17 protein-coding genes are annotated in these 17,685 nt (G+C 62.7%); 2 read left to right on the forward strand and 15 right to left on the reverse strand.

Annotated elements, in window-relative coordinates; all coding sequences use genetic code 11:
• Positions 1-60: 60 nt before the first annotated feature.
• From ETQ85_RS10320 to ETQ85_RS10370, 12 genes are all read right to left on the reverse strand, one after another.
• Positions 61-918, reverse strand: a complete 858-nt coding sequence (locus ETQ85_RS10320) for a hypothetical protein (RefSeq protein WP_148578960.1) — start codon at positions 916-918, stop codon at positions 61-63.
• A gap of 121 nt (positions 919-1,039) precedes the next feature.
• Positions 1,040-1,441 (reverse strand): FKBP-type peptidyl-prolyl cis-trans isomerase, encoded by a 402-nt coding sequence (locus ETQ85_RS10325; protein ID WP_148578961.1) that lies wholly within the window; start codon positions 1,439-1,441, stop codon positions 1,040-1,042.
• A gap of 240 nt (positions 1,442-1,681) precedes the next feature.
• Positions 1,682-1,951 (reverse strand): hypothetical protein, encoded by a 270-nt coding sequence (locus ETQ85_RS10330; RefSeq protein WP_148578962.1) that lies wholly within the window; start codon positions 1,949-1,951, stop codon positions 1,682-1,684.
• 98 nt (positions 1,952-2,049) lie between these two features.
• Positions 2,050-2,352, reverse strand: coding sequence for a hypothetical protein (locus ETQ85_RS10335; RefSeq protein WP_246128728.1), 303 nt, complete (start codon positions 2,350-2,352; stop codon positions 2,050-2,052).
• Between the two features lie 54 nt (positions 2,353-2,406).
• The gene (locus ETQ85_RS10340) at positions 2,407-2,727 is read right to left on the reverse strand and encodes an STAS domain-containing protein (protein WP_187394664.1); all 321 of its coding nucleotides are present in this window, start codon (positions 2,725-2,727) and stop codon (positions 2,407-2,409) included.
• A gap of 190 nt (positions 2,728-2,917) precedes the next feature.
• Positions 2,918-3,520 (reverse strand): helix-turn-helix domain-containing protein, encoded by a 603-nt coding sequence (locus ETQ85_RS10345; protein ID WP_187394665.1) that lies wholly within the window; start codon positions 3,518-3,520, stop codon positions 2,918-2,920.
• A gap of 206 nt (positions 3,521-3,726) precedes the next feature.
• Positions 3,727-6,834 carry an nSTAND1 domain-containing NTPase gene (locus ETQ85_RS10350; protein WP_148578965.1) on the reverse strand — a complete coding sequence of 1,036 codons (3,108 nt, stop codon included), beginning with the start codon at positions 6,832-6,834 and terminating at the stop codon, positions 3,727-3,729.
• A gap of 9 nt (positions 6,835-6,843) precedes the next feature.
• Positions 6,844-8,910 (reverse strand): TIR domain-containing protein, encoded by a 2,067-nt coding sequence (locus tag ETQ85_RS10355; protein ID WP_187394666.1) that lies wholly within the window; start codon positions 8,908-8,910, stop codon positions 6,844-6,846.
• A 10-nt stretch (positions 8,911-8,920) separates the two neighbouring features.
• The gene (locus tag ETQ85_RS26200) at positions 8,921-9,265 is read right to left on the reverse strand and encodes a hypothetical protein (protein WP_187394667.1); all 345 of its coding nucleotides are present in this window, start codon (positions 9,263-9,265) and stop codon (positions 8,921-8,923) included.
• A 204-nt stretch (positions 9,266-9,469) separates the two neighbouring features.
• The gene (locus tag ETQ85_RS10360; RefSeq protein ID WP_148578967.1) at positions 9,470-12,067 is read right to left on the reverse strand and encodes a bifunctional aconitate hydratase 2/2-methylisocitrate dehydratase; all 2,598 of its coding nucleotides are present in this window, start codon (positions 12,065-12,067) and stop codon (positions 9,470-9,472) included.
• A gap of 201 nt (positions 12,068-12,268) precedes the next feature.
• Entirely contained in the window at positions 12,269-12,658 is a 390-nt protein-coding gene (locus ETQ85_RS10365; protein WP_148578968.1) for a response regulator, read from the reverse strand.
• Positions 12,659-12,671: 13 nt separating this feature from the next.
• Positions 12,672-15,218, reverse strand: coding sequence for a sensor histidine kinase (locus ETQ85_RS10370; protein WP_148578969.1), 2,547 nt, complete (start codon positions 15,216-15,218; stop codon positions 12,672-12,674).
• A 93-nt stretch (positions 15,219-15,311) separates the two neighbouring features.
• Here ETQ85_RS10370 and ETQ85_RS10375 point away from each other — a divergent pair, with 93 nt between their 5' ends.
• Complete coding sequence (locus tag ETQ85_RS10375) at positions 15,312-15,767, forward strand: YchJ family protein (protein WP_342781956.1); 456 nt, start codon at positions 15,312-15,314, stop codon at positions 15,765-15,767.
• A gap of 24 nt (positions 15,768-15,791) precedes the next feature.
• Positions 15,792-16,397 carry a glutathione transferase GstA gene (gene gstA / locus ETQ85_RS10380; protein WP_148578970.1) on the forward strand — a complete coding sequence of 202 codons (606 nt, stop codon included), beginning with the start codon at positions 15,792-15,794 and terminating at the stop codon, positions 16,395-16,397.
• An 11-nt stretch (positions 16,398-16,408) separates the two neighbouring features.
• Here the strand turns inward: gstA and ETQ85_RS10385 are convergent, their stop codons facing one another.
• The 3 genes from ETQ85_RS10385 to ETQ85_RS10395 all read right to left on the reverse strand — a co-directional run bounded on the left by ETQ85_RS10385 (position 16,409) and on the right by ETQ85_RS10395 (position 17,683).
• A complete protein-coding gene (locus ETQ85_RS10385) occupies positions 16,409-16,627 on the reverse strand; it encodes an RNA-binding S4 domain-containing protein (RefSeq protein WP_148578971.1) in 219 nt (72 codons plus the stop codon).
• A gap of 109 nt (positions 16,628-16,736) precedes the next feature.
• The gene (gene lysM / locus ETQ85_RS10390; RefSeq protein ID WP_148578972.1) at positions 16,737-17,240 is read right to left on the reverse strand and encodes a peptidoglycan-binding protein LysM; all 504 of its coding nucleotides are present in this window, start codon (positions 17,238-17,240) and stop codon (positions 16,737-16,739) included.
• 110 nt (positions 17,241-17,350) lie between these two features.
• Positions 17,351-17,683, reverse strand: a complete 333-nt coding sequence (locus ETQ85_RS10395; protein ID WP_148578973.1) for a YkgJ family cysteine cluster protein — start codon at positions 17,681-17,683, stop codon at positions 17,351-17,353.
• Positions 17,684-17,685: the final 2 nt, after the last annotated feature.

Consider the following 17,685-nt stretch of genomic DNA (forward strand, 5'->3'; position numbering starts at 1 on the left):
GGGCCTCAAAACCGGCAAGCCTTCCCTTCAACTCCGGGCCGGGAAGCAGGCGGATCCAGATTATTGATCGCTGATTTTCTTGTGGAAGTACGGCATCAGCGCTTTGGCCGCGGCGATTCTCTGGCGCGCGCTTGCCGACGAATCATTCATCACCGCCAGCAGAAAACTCTGCGGGTCGCCATGAATGTCATTCAGATTCAGACTTGTCCGTGGACGGTCGACAAACGCAAGCGGACGGACATCCACCAAGACCGGCGGTCGCAGCGTGCGGAGAGCCTGTTGAAAATCGTCGGCCTTGATGCTTTCCAGGCCAGCCAGAATGTCGGCCTGTTTATCCATGTTCGGCGCCATTTCCAGCCAGGGCTCGTCCATGAACATGCTGCCCAGGCTCGGGTCGATGTAGGCCGACCATTTTCCGGTGACGATGTGCGGAGATGGCGGCAGACCAATGACGGACTGGACGGCCACGGCAGGCTCGCCGCTTGCCGGACGAAGGTCGAGATTGTCCGCCGGAACATCACTCAGATAGGTGAGGCGCAGCCCGTCGAGAAAGGTCTGCGCCTGTGCGACAGGGATCGCTTCGGCAAGCGAAAACCACAACCCGTAAGCCTTTCCCCCTGAAACGGAGACAGCCGGGGCCGGCAAATTCAAGTCGTTTTGTAGCGCCAGATAGAGCGCGGCCGCTAGCTCCCAATAACGCGCGTCGACAGCCACCACCATGGCCCGCACCAGACCATCGGCACTGACGAGATCAAGCGCTACGGCGGTCCCGGCAGCCAGACCATTGGCCACGATTGCCGGCGTCAATAGCCCTTCCGGGTGGTAAGCGGCCTCGCCGCCCGCGCTTGCTTTCTGACTGTGCCATTGCTGGTCGTGAAGAAAATAAAGTCGCTGCAGCTCTGTAATCAGTGTGTTCATGCGTCACCCAGGAAAAAGGCCCGCTCATGGAAACCCGGCCTGTGTGCCGGGCATCCTTGTCGGGCCTGCGGAAACCACCGGCAAGGCCGGTGGCTGGCGTGAGCAGCGCGTTAACGCAGGCTCATTTGCTGTCGAGCAACTGGATTTCGAAATTCAGCGTGCTGTTCGGCGGAATCTTGCCCAAGTCGCGCGCACCATACGCGGTTTCGGGAGGACAGGTGAGCTTGGCCGTGCCGCCAACCTTCATCTTCTGCACGCCCTGGGTCCAGCACGGAATCACCTGGTTGAGGCCGAAGCTTGTCGGCTGGCCACGCTTGATGGAACTGTCGAATTCGAAGCCATTCAGCAGCGTGCCACTGTAATGGACGGTCACCACGCTGGTGGCCTTGGGCGTGGCACCATCACCGACCTTGACGTGCTCGACCTTGACGCCGGAAGGCAGGGTTTCTGTTGTCGACGCAGCATGGACAGCATTTGCAGCAAGAAGCATGGCGGCCAGGGCCACCAGGGGGACAGCTCGCATAACGATACTCCGTTGGTTGGGTCGCATCATTTTAAGCTGGCGCCAGCAAACTGCCGCTGCAAAATAATCGGCACAAAAAAAACCCGAGGGCGGTTAGGCACTCGGGTTTAAATCCACACCAAAGGAGGAGGGTGGAGGAGACAGGTCTAGAATAAACGAAAAAATTGTGCACCGCAACAATTAATCTTCATACCCCCTCACTCCCCGTGACACACATCACGACACCAGACCAGGCGGGCCCTAGCGCCGTCTGGTGACACCAAAAAGACCCAGAATGTTCTCGAAGGCACGAACACTCAGATCCGGATCAAAGCGTTTGAAAACCGCCTCCTGCCGGGTGCGGACGGAAGGCGCCTGGGCATCCAGAATGACCTGGCGTTCCTGCATGATGTCGCGCGCCATTCGTTCCGTCACAAAAACGAAGGGAATGGGGCTATACAAACCATTGGGCTGCAGCAGATGAAAGCGCAGGTTCGCGGGAAGAATCGTTTCAGTCGCGTGGCTCTTCATGGCATCTCGGGGTCACAGTTGTCCTGCCTTCATTGATAACTCATGACGATCCTGACTGGCTTGACATAAGTCACCACTTCGGAGACTTCATCAAGGATTCATCTGCCGAGACACTGGGTTTTGGCTTCCAGCCAATAAACCACCTCCCCCACCACCACCACGCTGCCCGATACGACCAGACTTGCCGCTGACACGGCACCGGCAAGCACCAGCAGTTCTGCACACCCCTGGTTGCGGCATCCCCCGAAAGCCCCGATCTGATAGGCCTTGAGTGACATGTGCCGCTCGGCAAGGCCGCAGGCCGGGTCATATATTGTCGTGGTGTGCGGCACAAAAATACAGCCACACAGCCACAGCGAGGCCAGGACCAGCGTCGATGCCCCGTACTGAGGGAGTTTCAAAAATTGATCCGATGCAAGGAATTTGCAGGATTGACACGCCAAGCAGCCCACAGTTCATCGGCTCGCCTGGGCCGGCACCGCATCGCTGAAAAATTCGGTGAGGCGACAAAAATTCAGCGCCTCGGCCACCCGGGCACTCACTGCCAGCAGACGCATGACCCGCTCCGAGTCGGCGGCCTCCAGGCGCAGGGAGACCAGCAACTGGATACCCGCCGCGTCAATCTCGCTGACACCCGACAGGTCCAGCTCCACATCACCGGGTGCACCCATGGCGATCAGCAGGCGATCACGCCAATCGCGGGCAGAATAGATGGTCATGTCTCCAGCGATGACGACCCGGCTGGCACCCAGACTCGTTTGTTCCGATGCACTCATTTTTGTCTCCTCCGTTGGGGGCCGGGGTTCAAGCATCTACGACAGCAGGAAGGGTTTGCCCCTGTGCAGGGAGTGTTGTTCAGGTGTTGTGGTGCAGGCCTTGCTCATGTCGCGCAGACGATGAACGACATCGCCGATACTGGTGGCTCTTCTGCACGGACGGGCTCCGGCGCCAGGGCGGTCGCCTCCATCAGCAGGTTTTTTCCAGTTGATGATCCCGCTTTTCCTTCTGCCGCCGCCAGTTGCTCAGAAAGGCCCGCACCAGCGCCGCCAGTTCGGCACCATCGACCGGCGTGCCGACCAGCACGACTTCGTCCGGCAAATGCATCCGCACACCCGCCCGGTCCGCCTCCGACTCGACCAGCACGACAATCAGCATGGCCCGGTTGCGGGCATTGCCGACCAGTGCATGCACCATCGGGAAGAAGTCCAGCCCCTTCACGCAAAGATCGGTGATCAGGACTTCGGGTGCCGTTTCGCCGATACGGATCAGCCCTTCAAATCCGTTGGCTGCCGTGGACACCACACAGTCAGGCAGCACATTACCCAGCAAGGCCTGGAGCTCGGCCCTCTCAAGCGGGTCATCGCGGAGCACCAGCACGCCAAAAGGCATGCTCTTTGGCAGCCCGGCGCGACGCTGTTCGTTAACCAGACGATCCACGGACTCGACAAGAATCCGGCGGTGCCCTCCCGGGGTTTTCCATGCCTGCAGGCGCCCCTCCTCTACCCAAAGTTGCGCAGTGCGCACGCTGATACCGAGCAGCCGGGAGGCATCGCGTGTGGAACAGGTCAAGGAGGGACTGGCTTCTGTTGTCATGATGGCTCGGGTGTTTTTTCGATATTATCATTTTTAATGTTTTAATGTCTATTTGATGTATTTAATGTTTTTATGGCGAAGCCAGACTAAAAAACTTTAAAAGCACGATGCCCCTGCCGGCGTAATCCGGCAGGGGCATCGTGGCAGACGACGGGCGGGAAGCCCTCAGAAGGCAGCAGTGATTACTTTGCGGAAAAACCGAGCAAGGATCTTGCGTAGGCCGGAAGCTCTGCATCGGAGCGTGCCCAGGCATTCCCGTCGAACGTGGAGATGCGATCTCCGTTGCGCTTGAGGATGCGCCTGCCGTCGTCACTGAAGCGGGCATCGCGCACCCGGTCGGCCTCCCCTTCGAGCGTACTCAGGGGCGCGTGGCCGGCTCCCCAGGCCCACACCCGGGCCGCACCATCGGCGCCGGTGGACACCAGGCGGGAGCCGTCCGGACTCACATCGAGGCTGAACACCGGCCCCGCGTGAGCGTCAATGCCGCTACGGTCGGCCCTGGGCGACGCCAGTTCGTAAAGACGCAGCCGTCCATCGGCACCACCGCTGGCCAGACGACGCCCCTCCCCGTCGAAGGCGAGCGCAAACAGCGGACTTTCGAGATCATCGGTTTCGAAGCGGGTTGTACCGCCAGCACTCTCCACCACCCGTAGCCGGCCACTGGCCATGCCTACCGCCAGCAAGGCTCCGTCGCGGCTGAAAGTGGCGCTACGCACACTCTCCCCCTTCTGCAGCAAATCCCGGGGGGCACCCGGTGCACTGCTCGCAAACAACTGGCCCGTGGAGAGCCGGAAGCTGTACTGACCGTTGCCGCCAAGAATCAGACCGTTCCCCGTGGGAGGCAGCAAATCGGGCGCCTGCAGGCGCCACAGCTTGACGGCCCCATCGGCGCCAGCACTGAGCACCTCCCTGCCATCCGGTGAAAAAGTGGCCGAACGCACACCCTGGGTGTGGCCCCGCAACTCCCTGGCCAGGAAACTGAAGGGTGTATCCCACACCCGCAGCGTGTCATCCACCCCGAAGGACAGGATGCGTTTGCCGTCCTGGCTGAACTGGACCGACAAGGCGCCCCCCGGGTGAACACCCTGCAATACCTGCGCTGGCCCGGCGGCTTGCTCACCCTCGCCCAGCGTCCACAGGTAAATATGCCCGTCCGAACTGGCGGCAACCAGCGTTCTGCCATCCGGGCTCAAGCGCGCCGAGGTAGCCAGCACCGGCCGTTGCTCCGCCTCGACAGGATCGACGGGAATCTCCAGCGGGCGGCCGATCACCTGTCCGCTCGTGGTCCAGCGGTAGATGCTGCCGTCGGCCACCGCCACCACCACCTGCTGACCATCCGCCGAAAACGACGCTGACAGCACCTCGTCCGGATGGGTCAGGGTGGCCAGCAAGACACCGCTGACGGCATTCCAGACGCGGGCGGTGTTGTCGTTATTACCGAAGGACAACACCCGCTCACCCGCATCGTCGAGCACTGCCGAACCCACGTTGCCGAAATGTCCCGACAGGCGTGTCAGGGCACAGACGCCACCGACCGCCGTCACCAGCAGATCGGGCGCGGTGCCGTCTTCGGACTCCCGGATTCCGGCAACACGGCGGCCGTCCTTGCTGATATCTGCATCGACCCACGGCGACCCGCCGGCACGGCCGCAGACGGTCAGCTCATGGCCGGCTGCGTCCCACACGCGCAGCACCCCGTCCCGCCCAGCCGATACGAGACGCTGCCCGTCGGCGCTGGCCGCCACGGCCACCACTGCGGCAGCGTGCTTGACGCGGGCCCGCACCTGCAGGGTCTGGCTGTCCACCAGGCGGGCTTCGCCGTCCTCCCCGGCAGTCAGAATCCAGCGCCCGTCGGCACTATACGCAGCCACATTGGCAGCGCCCTTGTGGGGAGCCAGGGCCGGATTCTGCAAAAAGTTGGAGATGGCCAGCCGGAGGGTATTGCTGACGTTGTGATCGCGTGAAACCTGCGCCAGCGCAAGGGCTTCCTCAAGTGCCTTGCGCGCATCCACGTCAATGCGGTCGGTCAATTCGGCAGCCACCCGGCGGTCCTCGCGCTCCTGCCGCTCGTTCTGCCAGAGCAGAGCATTGAGGCCGATTCCGGCCAGCAGCAACAGCCCGGCCAGACCCCCGATCAGGCGGTTGCGGCAGCGAAAGCGCTGTTCGGCCCACGGCCGCACAATCTCGATGAAGGCGTCGTGCTGCAACTCGTAACTCACACTGCCCCCCGCATCACGGGTACGCACGATGCGATGCTGCTGCAGGATATCCAGCACATGCCGGGCCCGCGCCTCGGACAACTGGGCCTGCGCCGCCAGCGCATCGATGGGATACGCAATCTTCACCCCGCTGCGCGGCGCCAGCGCCTTGAGCACCTTGGCCGCATCGAGGGACTGCAGCGGACCGAAGTTATGCGTCACCTCCCGCAGATAGCCGGCGATGATGCCCCGGCGCCCACCGAGCTTGCGGTAATCGGCCATCCGCAGGCCAGCCGCCCCGGCCTGTCTGGCGTGCTCCCACAGGCAGCGGCAGATCAGTTGCAGGAAGGGCAACTCGATGCCACCGCGAAACAGCCGCGCAACACCTCTTTCGGCATCGCTCGGTGCCAGGTCATCCACCAGCTGGTCCACCAGCACCTCGTCGCAGCGGCCACCAAACTTGAGCGCCGGCGCCATGATGGCCTCCCGGGCCCGCTCCCGGTCGAGATGCTCGAGGTGATAGGTGGAGGCGAACAAGGCCAGCACATGGGCGCGCAGGCAGGCATCGACGCTGGCCAGGAATTCCTCGCGGAAGGACAGCACCACCCGCACATCCAGCCCGGCACGCAGCAAAGCCCCGAGAGCGGCCGGCAGCATGCCCAGATCGCCGGCGTAGCGCTGCAGGTATTCCTCGAACTGGTCGAGCACCAGCACCAGGGTAGTGCTGTCGCGGGTGAGACGCAGTTTTGCGGCGTCCACCAGTTGCCCCTGCCCGGCCGGCACATCGCCGCCGGCAATCACCTGGGCCACGGCATCGCAGGGGTCGAGGCTGTTCCACTTGTCGAAATAGACAACCTGGGCCTCCTCCCCGCGCAGTTCGGGCATCACCAGCGCCCGCAGCAGGGACGTCTTGCCGACGCCCGAAGGCGCATAAAGCAGCGTCAGCGGGTGGGAGAAGAGCTTGTTGATGAGCAGTTGGGCATCCCGCTCGCGCCCGAAAAAACGGTCCCGCTCGGCCTCGGTATAAGGCTTGAGGCCGATATAGGGGTCGGTCGCATCGACCGGAAGAAGGCTGAGCGGCGCGTCGGACATGGTGTCGGCCTATTTGAACTGCCTGAGGGTCTGCACGAAGGCTTCGCAGTCGGACTGGAGACGGTCTTCGGCGGCCACCAGCTGGGCCCAGAAACGTTCCTCGATGGGCGAGATGGCTGTGCGTACCGCGTAGCGCCGGCGCGGGCGCACCTGGCCCTCGTTACTGAAAATATGCCCGACCAGGCGGTAGTGCCACACATCCAGGTTGTAGCCCAGAAAAAGCAGCGAACTCTTCTGCAGGCGGCGGGAGAAGGCACTCGGCGGCTTGGTGTGTTCGTTCTCCAGGCGGCCGAGGAAGGCCATGTGGTCGGTTTCGGTGATCACCACCGTGTCGATCCCCGAACGCGGCTCGGCCAGCGCATTCGCAAACGGTGAGCCGACGATCTTGTAGATGATGCGATCGGCGTACTCACCCAGATCGGAGAGAATCCAGTTGTCGGCCAGCTTGACCTCTACCGATGGCGCCTGACCGCCCCGGCGAATCACCAGCAGACGCCCGTCCAGCTCGTCGTCCTCGGCGGTCAGAATGTGGGTGACCACCGTGAAGGGCACGCCGGATTGTTCCAGCAGGCTTTCAAAAACCCAGTCGTAGCTGGCCGAAACCACAATCCACGGGGTCTGCATGGCAGCCAGGAAACGGTGCGTTTCGGTCGGCACCAGGGCCTGACTCTGCTCGTTGAGCACGGCGGTCAGGCGCTTGAGGAAGGCGCCCCGCTCACCGCCAAAGACCAGCAGCAAGTATTCAGCCGCCGTCGCCAGCGGATAGCGCTCATCAAGACGCATCCCGGCCTCCAGCCCGGCGGTCTGGATCAGCGCACTGACCAGCCGGAAGGAACTCAGCGGACCGCTGCCGAAAACCCCGTCGCCCACCATCGGCACCAGCCGGCCCTCGTCGAGGCAACCCCGGATCGCCAGGAAAAACTCCCGGTTGCCGCGCAGCGCAGTGGCAGTCGGCGCAGCCGTGGTGCGCCGGGCGATCTCGCCACGACTCGAATTGGTATTGAAACCCTTGCTGATCGGTTTGAGTTCGGGTGCATCGGCGTCGATGCGGTGCTGCACGTAACGGCAGATTTCGTCGGCAGTCAGGATGTTGTCCCCATCGTCGGCCTCGAAGGTTTCGACCCCCTGCACAAACCAGCGCACCATCCGCGACACCGGCGAACCCCGCTCGGCCACATCACGATCCAGTACCGTACAGCCGGACAGCACATACTTTCCCTGCCCCTGCCCCAGGTTGGAGACGAGGATGGACGGCACATCCACCTGCCCGCCGGCGTCCGGCGTCATACTGAAAATGCAGTCGAGCAGAATCACCAACTGGGATGCACTGCTTTCGTTGAGGGCCCGCTTGGCGATCCACTCCATCGAAATCGCCGTCGCATCGAGATACTCCAGCTCGGAATCGTTCGGGCACAGGTACAAGTCGCCCCGCGCTGACAGCTTGGCGTTGCCGCAGTAGTAAAAAAGAACCGTGTCGTTGGGCAGTGCATCCTTGAAGACTTTCTGCAGACTCTTCATGAAGGCGGTTTTTTCCGGATTGACCAGCGTCTCCACCTCGAAATGGGCATCCGCCTGATCGCCCAGCAATGCATGCAAGGCATCCACGTTGGCCGACGCACTGGCCGGTGCCTGAAAACCGGCGCCGTGGGCATAGGCATCCACGCCGATCAGCAAGGCCGAACGGTTGCCGCGCACGCGCTTTTCGATCGGCATGAGGAGCAGATCCCGCAAGGCCGGATCGGCTCCGTCACCGTTCCAGGCTTTCAGGTCGATCCACTGGGATTCGGTGAAGCCCAGCGGCACCTCGTCGCCGTCCAGACTGATCTGCAGCAGCGTCTTCCTCTGGGCTGCCCGACTCGCCTCCGAACGCACAAAATCGCTGTCCCGCGCCGCCTCGCTCCACAAAACCACCACGCAACGGGCGCTGTCGATCTGCTCTTCGAGGTCTTTGCGCCAGGTGCCGGCGGCATCCAGATCCGGATCCCACCATACCGAAAAACGATCCGACAGCGCGGCAACCAGCGCCACGGCGCGGGCCCGGTCGAGGTGTGAATAGCTGAGAAAGATATCGGCCATGATCGAAGTGCTAGCGGGCAACGCCCGGCACCGCCCCCCACTGGGTGTAGCACGCGCAGGCAGAGCCGACTGGCATGGCCACCGCCATCGGGCAGCGTCCGGCATTGGTCACGCAGACGGACGCCACACGGGGCCGCGGCAGCGGCTGGAAGTTTCGGGGTTGTTGCTGCGGGAACTGCCCCTGGGCTGGCGCCCCACCGCACAGGCGGTCGATTTCTTGCGGAGAAGCGCCTTCGTTGCGCAGTTGAATGCGCTCCCGCGTCGTGCAGTAGACAGCCGCGGCGGCGGGGAAGATCGCACCTGTCCCCATGACAAAAAGCAGGGCAAGCAAACCGCGCCGATTAATGGGTTTCATGGTTTCAGGGGTCGATACGCTTACTTATTTATAAGTCCTGAGTAGAGGTATGTCCATGAATTGGCGACAACCGTCGAGCTTGTCCTCTGCCCCCTTCCGGACGGAGACAACTTTGTCGACGTAAAAAAGCCCCTGCCCGGTTTCCCGGGACAGGGGCTTTTTCTTGCAGCGGGCCGGGCTTGCGCCCGACCTCCGCAACGCTTCTTACATTTCGACCGTCTCGGCCGCTTCCACGAAGGAGGCGATCTGGTCGAAGTTCATGTAGCGATAGACTTCGGCAGCCTTGGCATTCACCAGCTTGATCTGCTCCATGTACTCGTCCTTGGTGACGATCCGGCCGGCCAGCGCGCACATGGCGGCCAGTTCGGCGGAGCCCAAGTAAACCTGGGTGTCGATGCCAAGACGGTTCGGGAAGTTGCGGGTCGAGGTGGAGATGGCCGTGGAACCCTTGCGGATCTGTGCCTGGTTACCCATGCACAGGGAGCAGCCGGGCATTTCCATGCGGGCGCCGGACTTGCCGAGCACGCCGTAGTAGCCTTCTTCGGTCAGGATCAGCGCATCCATCTTGGTCGGCGGAGCAATCCACAGACGGGTCGGGATGTCGGACTTGCCTTCAAGAACCTTGGCGGCGGCACGGAAGTGGCCGATGTTGGTCATGCACGAACCGATGAACACTTCGTCGATCTTGGCGCCGGCGACTTCGGACAGCACTTTCACGTCATCCGGGTCGTTCGGGCAGGCCAGGATCGGCTCGGTCACTTCGGCCAGGTCGATCTCGATCACGGCGGCGTATTCGGCCACGTCATCCGGCTGCAGCAGCACGCCGTTGGCGATCCAGTCTTCCATGGCGTTGATGCGGCGCTTCAGGGTGCGGGCATCTTCGTAGCCTTCCGAGATCATCCACTTCATCAGGGTGATGTTGGAACGCATGTACTCGACCATCGGCTCCTTGTTCAGGCGCACGGAACACGCGGCGGCGGAACGTTCAGCAGCAGCATCGGAGAGCTCAAAGGCTTGCTCGACCTTGAGGTTCGGCAGGCCTTCGATTTCGAGGATGCGGCCGGAGAAGACGTTTTTCTTGCCCTTCTTCTCGACGGTCAGGAGACCGGCCTTGATGGCGTACAGGGGGATCGCATTGACCAGGTCACGCAGGGTGATGCCCGGTTGCATTTCGCCCTTGAAGCGCACCAGCACCGATTCCGGCATGTCCAGCGGCATCACGCCGGTGGCAGCGGCAAAGGCGACCAGACCGGAACCAGCCGGGAAGGAGATGCCGATCGGGAAGCGGGTGTGGGAGTCGCCACCGGTGCCGACGGTGTCGGGCAGCAGCAGGCGGTTCAGCCAGGAGTGGATCACGCCGTCGCCCGGGCGCAGGGACACGCCACCACGGGTGGAGATGAAGGACGGCAGTTCGCGGTGCATCTTCACGTCCACCAGCTTGGGGTAAGCGGCGGTGTGGCAGAAGGACTGCATCACCAGGTCGGCGGAGAAGCCCAGGCAAGCCAGATCCTTCAGCTCGTCACGGGTCATCGGGCCGGTGGTGTCCTGCGAGCCGACGGTGGTCATCTTCGGTTCGCAGTAGGTGCCAGGACGAACGCCCTGACCTTCAGGCATGCCGCAAGCCTTGCCGACCATCTTTTGCGCCAGCGAGTAGCCCATGCCGTTGTCGGCGGGGTTCTGCGGCAGGCGAAACAGGGTGGAGACCGGCAGGCCCAGTGCTTCACGGGCCTTGGTGGTCAGGCCACGACCGATGATCAGGGGGATACGGCCGCCAGCGCGGACTTCGTCAAGGATGACGGCGGTCTTGAGCTGGGATTCGGCGATCACGGTGCCGTTTTTCAGGGCGGTGACCTTGGCGGTGGTGTGATCGACCTGCAGTTCGATCTCGTCGCCCATGTCCATCTGGCCAGCGTCGATTTCGATCGGCAGCGCGCCGGCATCTTCCATGGTGTTGAAGAAGATCGGGGCGATCTTGGAGCCGAGGCATACGCCGCCAAAGCGCTTGTTCGGGACGAAGGGGATGTCTTCGCCGGTGAACCACAGCACGGAGTTGGTGGCGGACTTGCGCGAGGAACCGGTACCGACCACGTCACCGACGTAGGCGATCAGGTTGCCCTTGGCAGCCAGTGCTTCGAGTTGCTTGACGGGGCCGCGAGCGCCGGCTTCGTCGGGGTCGATACCCGGACGGGCGTTCTTGAGCATCGCCAGGGCGTGCAGCGGAATGTCGGGACGCGACCAGGCGTCCGGAGCGGGCGACAGGTCATCGGTGTTGGTTTCGCCGGTAACCTTGAAGACGGTCAGCTTCTGGCTGGCGGGGACTTCGGGACGGGAGGTGAACCACTCGCCATCGGCCCACGACTGCAGCACGCCCTTGGCGTTGGCGTTGCCCTTGTCGGCCAGTTCCTTGACGTCATGGAAGAAGTCGAAGACCAGCAGGGTCTTCTTGAGGCCTTCGGCGGCAGCGGCGCCGGTTTCGGCTTCGCCCAGCAGATCGATCAGGGGCTTGACGTTGTAGCCGCCAAGCATGGTGCCCAGCAGTTCGGTGGCCTTGACCTTGGAAACCAGCGCACAGGCCAGTTCGCCCTTGGCGACCTTGGCCAGGAATTCGGCCTTGACCTTGGCGGCATCATCCACGCCAGCGGGTACGCGGTAGGTCAGCAGGTCCACCAGGAATGCTTCTTCGCCGGCCGGCGGGTTCTGCAGCAGCTCGACGAGAGACTGGGTTTGCTGCTTCGACAGGGGCAGCGGCGGAATACCGAGGGCGGCGCGCTCGGCAACATGCTGGCGGTAGGCTTCAAGCATGGATGGATCCTTCCTAAACGGTGGTTACATGACAGGGTTGCTGACTTGCGCGACCGGCCGTTTCGGGCCTGGATCGCCTCTCCCGAATGGACTGGCGCCTTGTTTTGAAAGGGCAGCGCCAAGTCTTATATATATTATATTTTATTTCTCTTCCGATTGTGCGACTGCACAACGCAAGTTTAACGGCTCCCTCCGCCTGCCTCAGGACTTGAGACAGGCGGCCAGCACGCTTTCAACCGCCTTCAGGTTGATCGGCTTGATCAGCAGATCGTCGAAGCCGGCATCCACCAGCCCCTGTTTTTCCTCGGGGAGCGCATGGGCAGTATAGGCAATCACCCGCAACCCCTTGTACTTGACGTCGGCACGCAGGCGGGCGAGCACCTCCTCTCCGGACATCACCGGCATGCTGATGTCGAGCAGGACGATGTCGAAGTGCGTGGACTCGAGCATGACCAAGGCCGCAGGGCCGCAATCCGCCTCCTCCGAGATCATGCCAAGACGGGTGACGAAGGCGACCGCGAGCTTTCTGTTGATGGCGTTGTCGTCGACGACAAGGACCCGTTTTTGTGCGAGTAAAGACGAATCGCTCATGAGATGGGATTGATCAGGAAGACTGCCCGGTCAGGGGCAGAAAAAGAGTGAAGGTAGAACCCTCGCCAACCCGCGATTCAACTACCAGATCGCCCGACAGCAGGTGGGCGAACTCCCTGGCCAGCGCAAGGCCTAGCCCGGTACCACCGTGATCGCGGGTCACGAATTGATCCAGTTGCCGGAACTTCTCGAAAATGTGCTCCAGCGCCTCGGCTGGAATACCGCGACCGGTATCCGATACAGCAAACGCAAGACGCTCACCTTCACGACGAACGCTCAGGCCAACTTTGCCATTGTCCGTGAACTTGATCGCGTTGTTCAAGAGATTATTGAGAATCTGGCGAACACGCTGAGCGTCCACAAAGATCGTCGCCGGCAGATCTTCCGCCATTTCCAGCACCATCCCCAGACCCTTGGCCTGTGCATGGGCCCGATGGGTTCCGACAAGATCATTGGCGAGACGGGCCACATCCTGCTCCACGGGCTTCAGTTCGATCCGTCCGGCCTCGACCTTGGCCAGATCCAGCAAGTCATTGACGATGTCGAGCAGGTGTTCGCCGGAACTGTGGATGGTGGCGGCGTAATCCTGCTGGGCCGGATCTTCGAGCTCCATCTGCAGGAGTTCCGAGTAGCCCAGAATGCCATTGAGCGGCGTGCGCAACTCGTGGGACATGTTGGCGAGGAAGTCCGACTTCAGCTTGTTGGCCTCCTCTGCCTTGGTTCGCCCCTCCTCCGAGCGCTTGAAGGATTCCTGCACCTCGTCGGCCATGCTGTTGAAAGACTGGGCGAGCTGCCCCATCTCGTCGCCGGACTTTACTTCAAGCCGGTGCGCCAGATCGCCGGACTGGAACTTGCCAAGACCATGGATCATGTCGGTAATGCGGCGGGTCATGAACTGGGCCATCCAGATCGCCACGATGATCACCAGCCCCACCATCAGCAGCGTGGACACGGTCAATGCGCCGGCGGTCTGGGTCAGGTTGTGTTCGATGGCTTCGAGCAGGCCCTGGCGCTGGTTCTGGAAGGCCCGGTCACGCTCGGCGATGGTCAGGCCGATGCGCTTGGCGGACTCGGTCGCCGCCCGGTGAAAGTCATCCACATTGGCGCCGATGGTGACGAAACCAAAGCCCCGCTGGGTCTCACCGTACTGCCCGGTGTAATAGGGAATCGCCGCCGCGGTGGTCAGCTTCCACAGCCCGGAGAAGAAGATCACGAAGGAGCCCGAACCGCCCTTTTCGGTCAGCTGGTTCCAGCCCGCGCACTGGGGCGAGAAGTTGAGATAACGGCAATCCAGCGCCACGGTGCCGGCCTTGATCATCGCACCGGCGGGCTTCTTCTTGAGGGACTGGCCATCGAAGGGCGTCACCGTATCGAGGAATTCCCGCGACGGCTTGCCGGAGGCCTGCCAGGCATCAAAAAGCGACTGGTCGAGCCAGGGCGTCACCGGCTCGCCGGTTTGCGGGTCGTAGCCGGGAATGAAGTAGTCGCGGGGATGGGAAATCGCCCGGCTCTTGTGGTCCCACATGAAGGCGTAGTTGCCGACGATGGCGTCGTTGATCGGCGTATAGCGGGTATCGGTCGGACTGATGCGGTCGGTGAACTGGCGGATATGGTCGTGATCGAGGGCCAGGGTCACGTAGCCGCTCACCTTGCCCCCCTTCACCACCGGCGTCGCCCACCGGACGATGCCGCGGAAATGCCGACCGACCGGGTTTTCGGTGCCGGCGTAGGCCGACTCTTCGGGCTTGAATTCGACGCCCGCCTTCTGGGCCGAAGCCGGCAGATAGGGGCCGATCACCCGGCTTCCCACATAGGCGCCAATCACTTCCGACACATAGATATCGCCAGGCTTGAGCTTTTGCAAATCTGGCCAGTAACGCTCGGCCTTGAGGAAGGTTTCCGCCGGCTTGCTCACATCCCGCAGCTGACGCGACATGAGATCACCAGTTGTCACCTTGACCCGCTCGCGGCCCTGCAGATCGACAAAAGTCATCTCCACGAAGAGCGGGCGGCGGTCGGGCTGGCCGAGATACTCGGGCGGACGGGCACTGAAAGCCTTGGCGTTATCCACCAGCGCCTGCTTGGCATCTGCAGCAAGGGCCTCATCCCAGGCTTCCGGCATGGCCGGCGCCCAGCGCTTCTGGTCTTCGGCGAGCAGCCACTCGCCGTGATGGTAGAGAGTACGTGCCCGATGGGTCAGAAAGCTGCGAAAAGCAGCTTCACCCGGCTCCACCTGGGCAGCCTGGAGCACATCGGCATCCCGGTCGTACAAAAATGCCGCAACGGCGCGGGCCGTATCGGTGGTGAGGCGCTCAATCCCCTCCCGCGCCCGATCATCGAGCGCCTTGATGGCATCGTCGGTGGCCGCATCACCCACCTGCTTGACGGCCGACAACATCGACTCGGCCATGCTCCCGGCCTGCTCGCTGACCGTTTCACCAAGCCGCTGGGCCATGTTCCAGGCGAGCATTGCCAGCAACAGCAAGGGTACGACCTTGATAACCACAAAAATGGCGATCAGCTTGCCGCGAATCCCCCCCATCCATTTTTTGAGTCCCATTACTTCTCTCTCCCCCAGCAAGCCGCCCTCAGGCCAGGCGCTCATCAAGCGCTTATCGGCCCCGACGAAGAAATCTCAAGGAACAAAACGCGGATGCCTTGCCGCCCGCGGGACATCCAGCCGAAAATGGGCCACACCATCCTGCCTGCCTCTTTCACCCTCATGCCCACGCCCTGCCCTTGCGGCGCCTCTGCCGACTACGCCCGCTGCTGCGGCCGCCACCTCGACGACGGCCTGCCCGCCCCCACCGCCGAAGCGCTGATGCGCTCCCGCTACAGCGCCTTCACCCTCGGGCGGGAGGATTACCTGCTCGCCACCTGGCATCCGGATTTCCGCCCCGTCGAATTGAACCTCGCCGGCGATACCCCGACCAAGTGGCTCGGCCTGCAGATCAAACGCCATGAGCAGACGGACCCAACCCATGCCATCGTTGAATTCGTCGCCCGCTACAAGATCGGCGGACGCGCCCACCGCCTCCACGAAACCAGCCGCTTCGTCCGCCTGGACGAACGCTGGCTCTACACGGATGGCGACATCCACCAAGACTGAAAACAACAAGGAAGAACCTGCCCGATGAAACTCTATTACTCCCCCAGCGCCTGCTCCCTGTCACCCCACATCGTGCTGCGCGAAGCCGGCCTCGCGTTCAGCCTCGAAAAGGTCAACCTGCGCAACAAGCAGACGGCCTCCGGCGTCGACTTCTCGACCATCAATCCGAAGGGCTACGTGCCGGCGCTGGCGCTGGCCAATGGAGAGGTACTGACGGAAGGTCCGGCCATCGTCCAGTACGTGGCCGATCAGGTCCCGGAGAAAGAACTCGCCCCGCCCTGCGGCACGCTGGCGCGCGCCCGTGTGCAGGAATGGCTGAACTTCATCGGCACCGAACTGCACAAGAACTTCGGCGCGCTGTTCAACCCGGCGAGCACCGAAGAAGCCAGGGCCGATGCCCAGGCCATCCTTGCCCGCCGCCTGCCGATCGCCGCGCAGGCGCTATCGGCCCACCCCTACCTGACGGGAGAAAGCTTCTCGGTGGCGGATGCTTACCTGTTCACGGTGCTGCGGTGGACCAGGTTTGTCGGCGTGGATATCAGCGCGTGGCCGAGCCTTGACGCCTTTATTGAACGGATGAATGGCCGCCCCGCAGTGCAGGCGGCACTGGAGGCGGAAGCACAGAACTGAAGCAGGCCGGGTCAGGCCTCGGTGACGAGCTCGATGGTTTCACCGGCAAAATCGATGCGCTGACCCGGGCGCAGCTTGGCCCGCTTGCGGTTTTCGATCTCCCCGTCCACCTGAACCTTGCCGTCGGCGACCCGCTGCTTGGCCTCGCCCCCCGAGCCGCACAGGCCGACGACTTTCAGGAGTTGGTCGAGCTGGATGAATTCGCCTTCAACGGGGAAGCGGATGGTCATGGTGGCTGGCTCCGGTATGTGACAGAAATACTGCAGGAACGACGGATTGTGTCAGAGCCAACACAATCCGCCAATCCGCAATCCGCCTACAAACCTGAAGCAGCCGGACTCAGGCCGGAATGCGCAATTTCTGGCCCGGATAGATCTTGTCCGGATGGCCGAGCATGGGCTTGTTGGCTTCGAAGATCTTCATGTAGGCATTGGCATTGCCATAGAAAGTCTTGGCAATGGCCGACAGGGTGTCGCCGCGCACAACGGTATGAAACTGGGCTTCCGGCTCGGGGTTGGTGACCTGCAGCGTTTCGGTCACGTGTTCCACGCCATCCACGTTGCCGCAGCACAGCAGCAGCTTCTCCTTGGTCGCCTGATCGGCCACGGTGCCGGCGATGGCCACCGTGCTGCTGGCCCCGTCGAAGCTCACCGTCAGGGCGGACGTATCGAAACCCTGCTTGGCGATATAGGCGCTGATGGAAGCCGCCGCAGCCTGGTTCAGTTCGGCCAGTTTGTCCTGGGCCGCGCTGTCGCCGCCGGCCGCCGATGCCTGGGCCTGCTCCACGTCCTTGCGACCAAACAGCTTCTCACCCGCTTCACGTACAAAACTCAGCAAACCCATGGAAGGCTCCCGATGTTGGTTAAGGAGCCCACAGACTAAGCCCCGGAACCTGACATGGGCATCACCGATTTGTGTCGAAGCGTAACAACTGAGTGCCGGACGGCAGAATGTCACTCCCCGAGGGCCGCCATGCCGTAACGGCGGCGGGCGCGGGCGCAGCCCTCGTCGCCAATGTTCAGTGCGGCATAGGGCGCGAAGTCCCGGCACGGGCCGGGGCGCTTCTCGTAAATCGTGCAGCAGGCCTCCCGCCCGATCTCGCCTTTGAGCGCAATGCAGCGCGGCGGGCCATCGTCCGTACCGCGCATGCGCACCAGCGTTGCCGTCACCGGCACCGTAAGGGCAACCGGCACGCAGCCACCGGGATGGCTTTCCAGATCAGAGACATGGAAATCCACCCGGAAGCTGGCGCAGCAGGCCCCGCAGCTCAGGCAGGGGTCAGCCATGG

Origin of the sequence: Zoogloea oleivorans, assembly GCF_008107625.1 — a bacterium.
Lineage (GTDB): Bacteria > Pseudomonadota > Gammaproteobacteria > Burkholderiales > Rhodocyclaceae > Zoogloea > Zoogloea oleivorans.

Bases quoted from the DNA above. Each gene is read 5' to 3' on its own strand.
- ETQ85_RS10330 (WP_148578962.1), bottom strand. From the start codon at position 1,951: ATGAAGAGCCACGCGACTGAAACGATTCTTCCCGCGAACCTGCGCTTT.
- ETQ85_RS10325 (WP_148578961.1), bottom strand. From the start codon at position 1,441: ATGCGAGCTGTCCCCCTGGTGGCCCTGGCCGCCATGCTTCTTGCTGCA.
- ETQ85_RS10385 (WP_148578971.1), bottom strand. From the start codon at position 16,627: ATGACCATCCGCTTCCCCGTTGAAGGCGAATTCATCCAGCTCGACCAA.
- ETQ85_RS10360 (WP_148578967.1), bottom strand. From the start codon at position 12,067: ATGCTTGAAGCCTACCGCCAGCATGTTGCCGAGCGCGCCGCCCTCGGT.
- ETQ85_RS10375 (WP_342781956.1), top strand. From the start codon at position 15,312: ATGCCTTGCCGCCCGCGGGACATCCAGCCGAAAATGGGCCACACCATC.
- ETQ85_RS10340 (WP_187394664.1), bottom strand. From the start codon at position 2,727: ATGAGTGCATCGGAACAAACGAGTCTGGGTGCCAGCCGGGTCGTCATC.
- ETQ85_RS10355 (WP_187394666.1), bottom strand. From the start codon at position 8,910: ATGGCCGATATCTTTCTCAGCTATTCACACCTCGACCGGGCCCGCGCC.
- ETQ85_RS26200 (WP_187394667.1), bottom strand. From the start codon at position 9,265: ATGAAACCCATTAATCGGCGCGGTTTGCTTGCCCTGCTTTTTGTCATG.
- ETQ85_RS10350 (WP_148578965.1), bottom strand. From the start codon at position 6,834: ATGTCCGACGCGCCGCTCAGCCTTCTTCCGGTCGATGCGACCGACCCC.
- gstA (WP_148578970.1), top strand. From the start codon at position 15,792: ATGAAACTCTATTACTCCCCCAGCGCCTGCTCCCTGTCACCCCACATC.
- ETQ85_RS10395 (WP_148578973.1), bottom strand. From the start codon at position 17,683: ATGGCTGACCCCTGCCTGAGCTGCGGGGCCTGCTGCGCCAGCTTCCGG.
- lysM (WP_148578972.1), bottom strand. From the start codon at position 17,240: ATGGGTTTGCTGAGTTTTGTACGTGAAGCGGGTGAGAAGCTGTTTGGT.
- ETQ85_RS10370 (WP_148578969.1), bottom strand. From the start codon at position 15,218: ATGGGACTCAAAAAATGGATGGGGGGGATTCGCGGCAAGCTGATCGCC.
- ETQ85_RS10320 (WP_148578960.1), bottom strand. From the start codon at position 918: ATGAACACACTGATTACAGAGCTGCAGCGACTTTATTTTCTTCACGAC.
- ETQ85_RS10365 (WP_148578968.1), bottom strand. From the start codon at position 12,658: ATGAGCGATTCGTCTTTACTCGCACAAAAACGGGTCCTTGTCGTCGAC.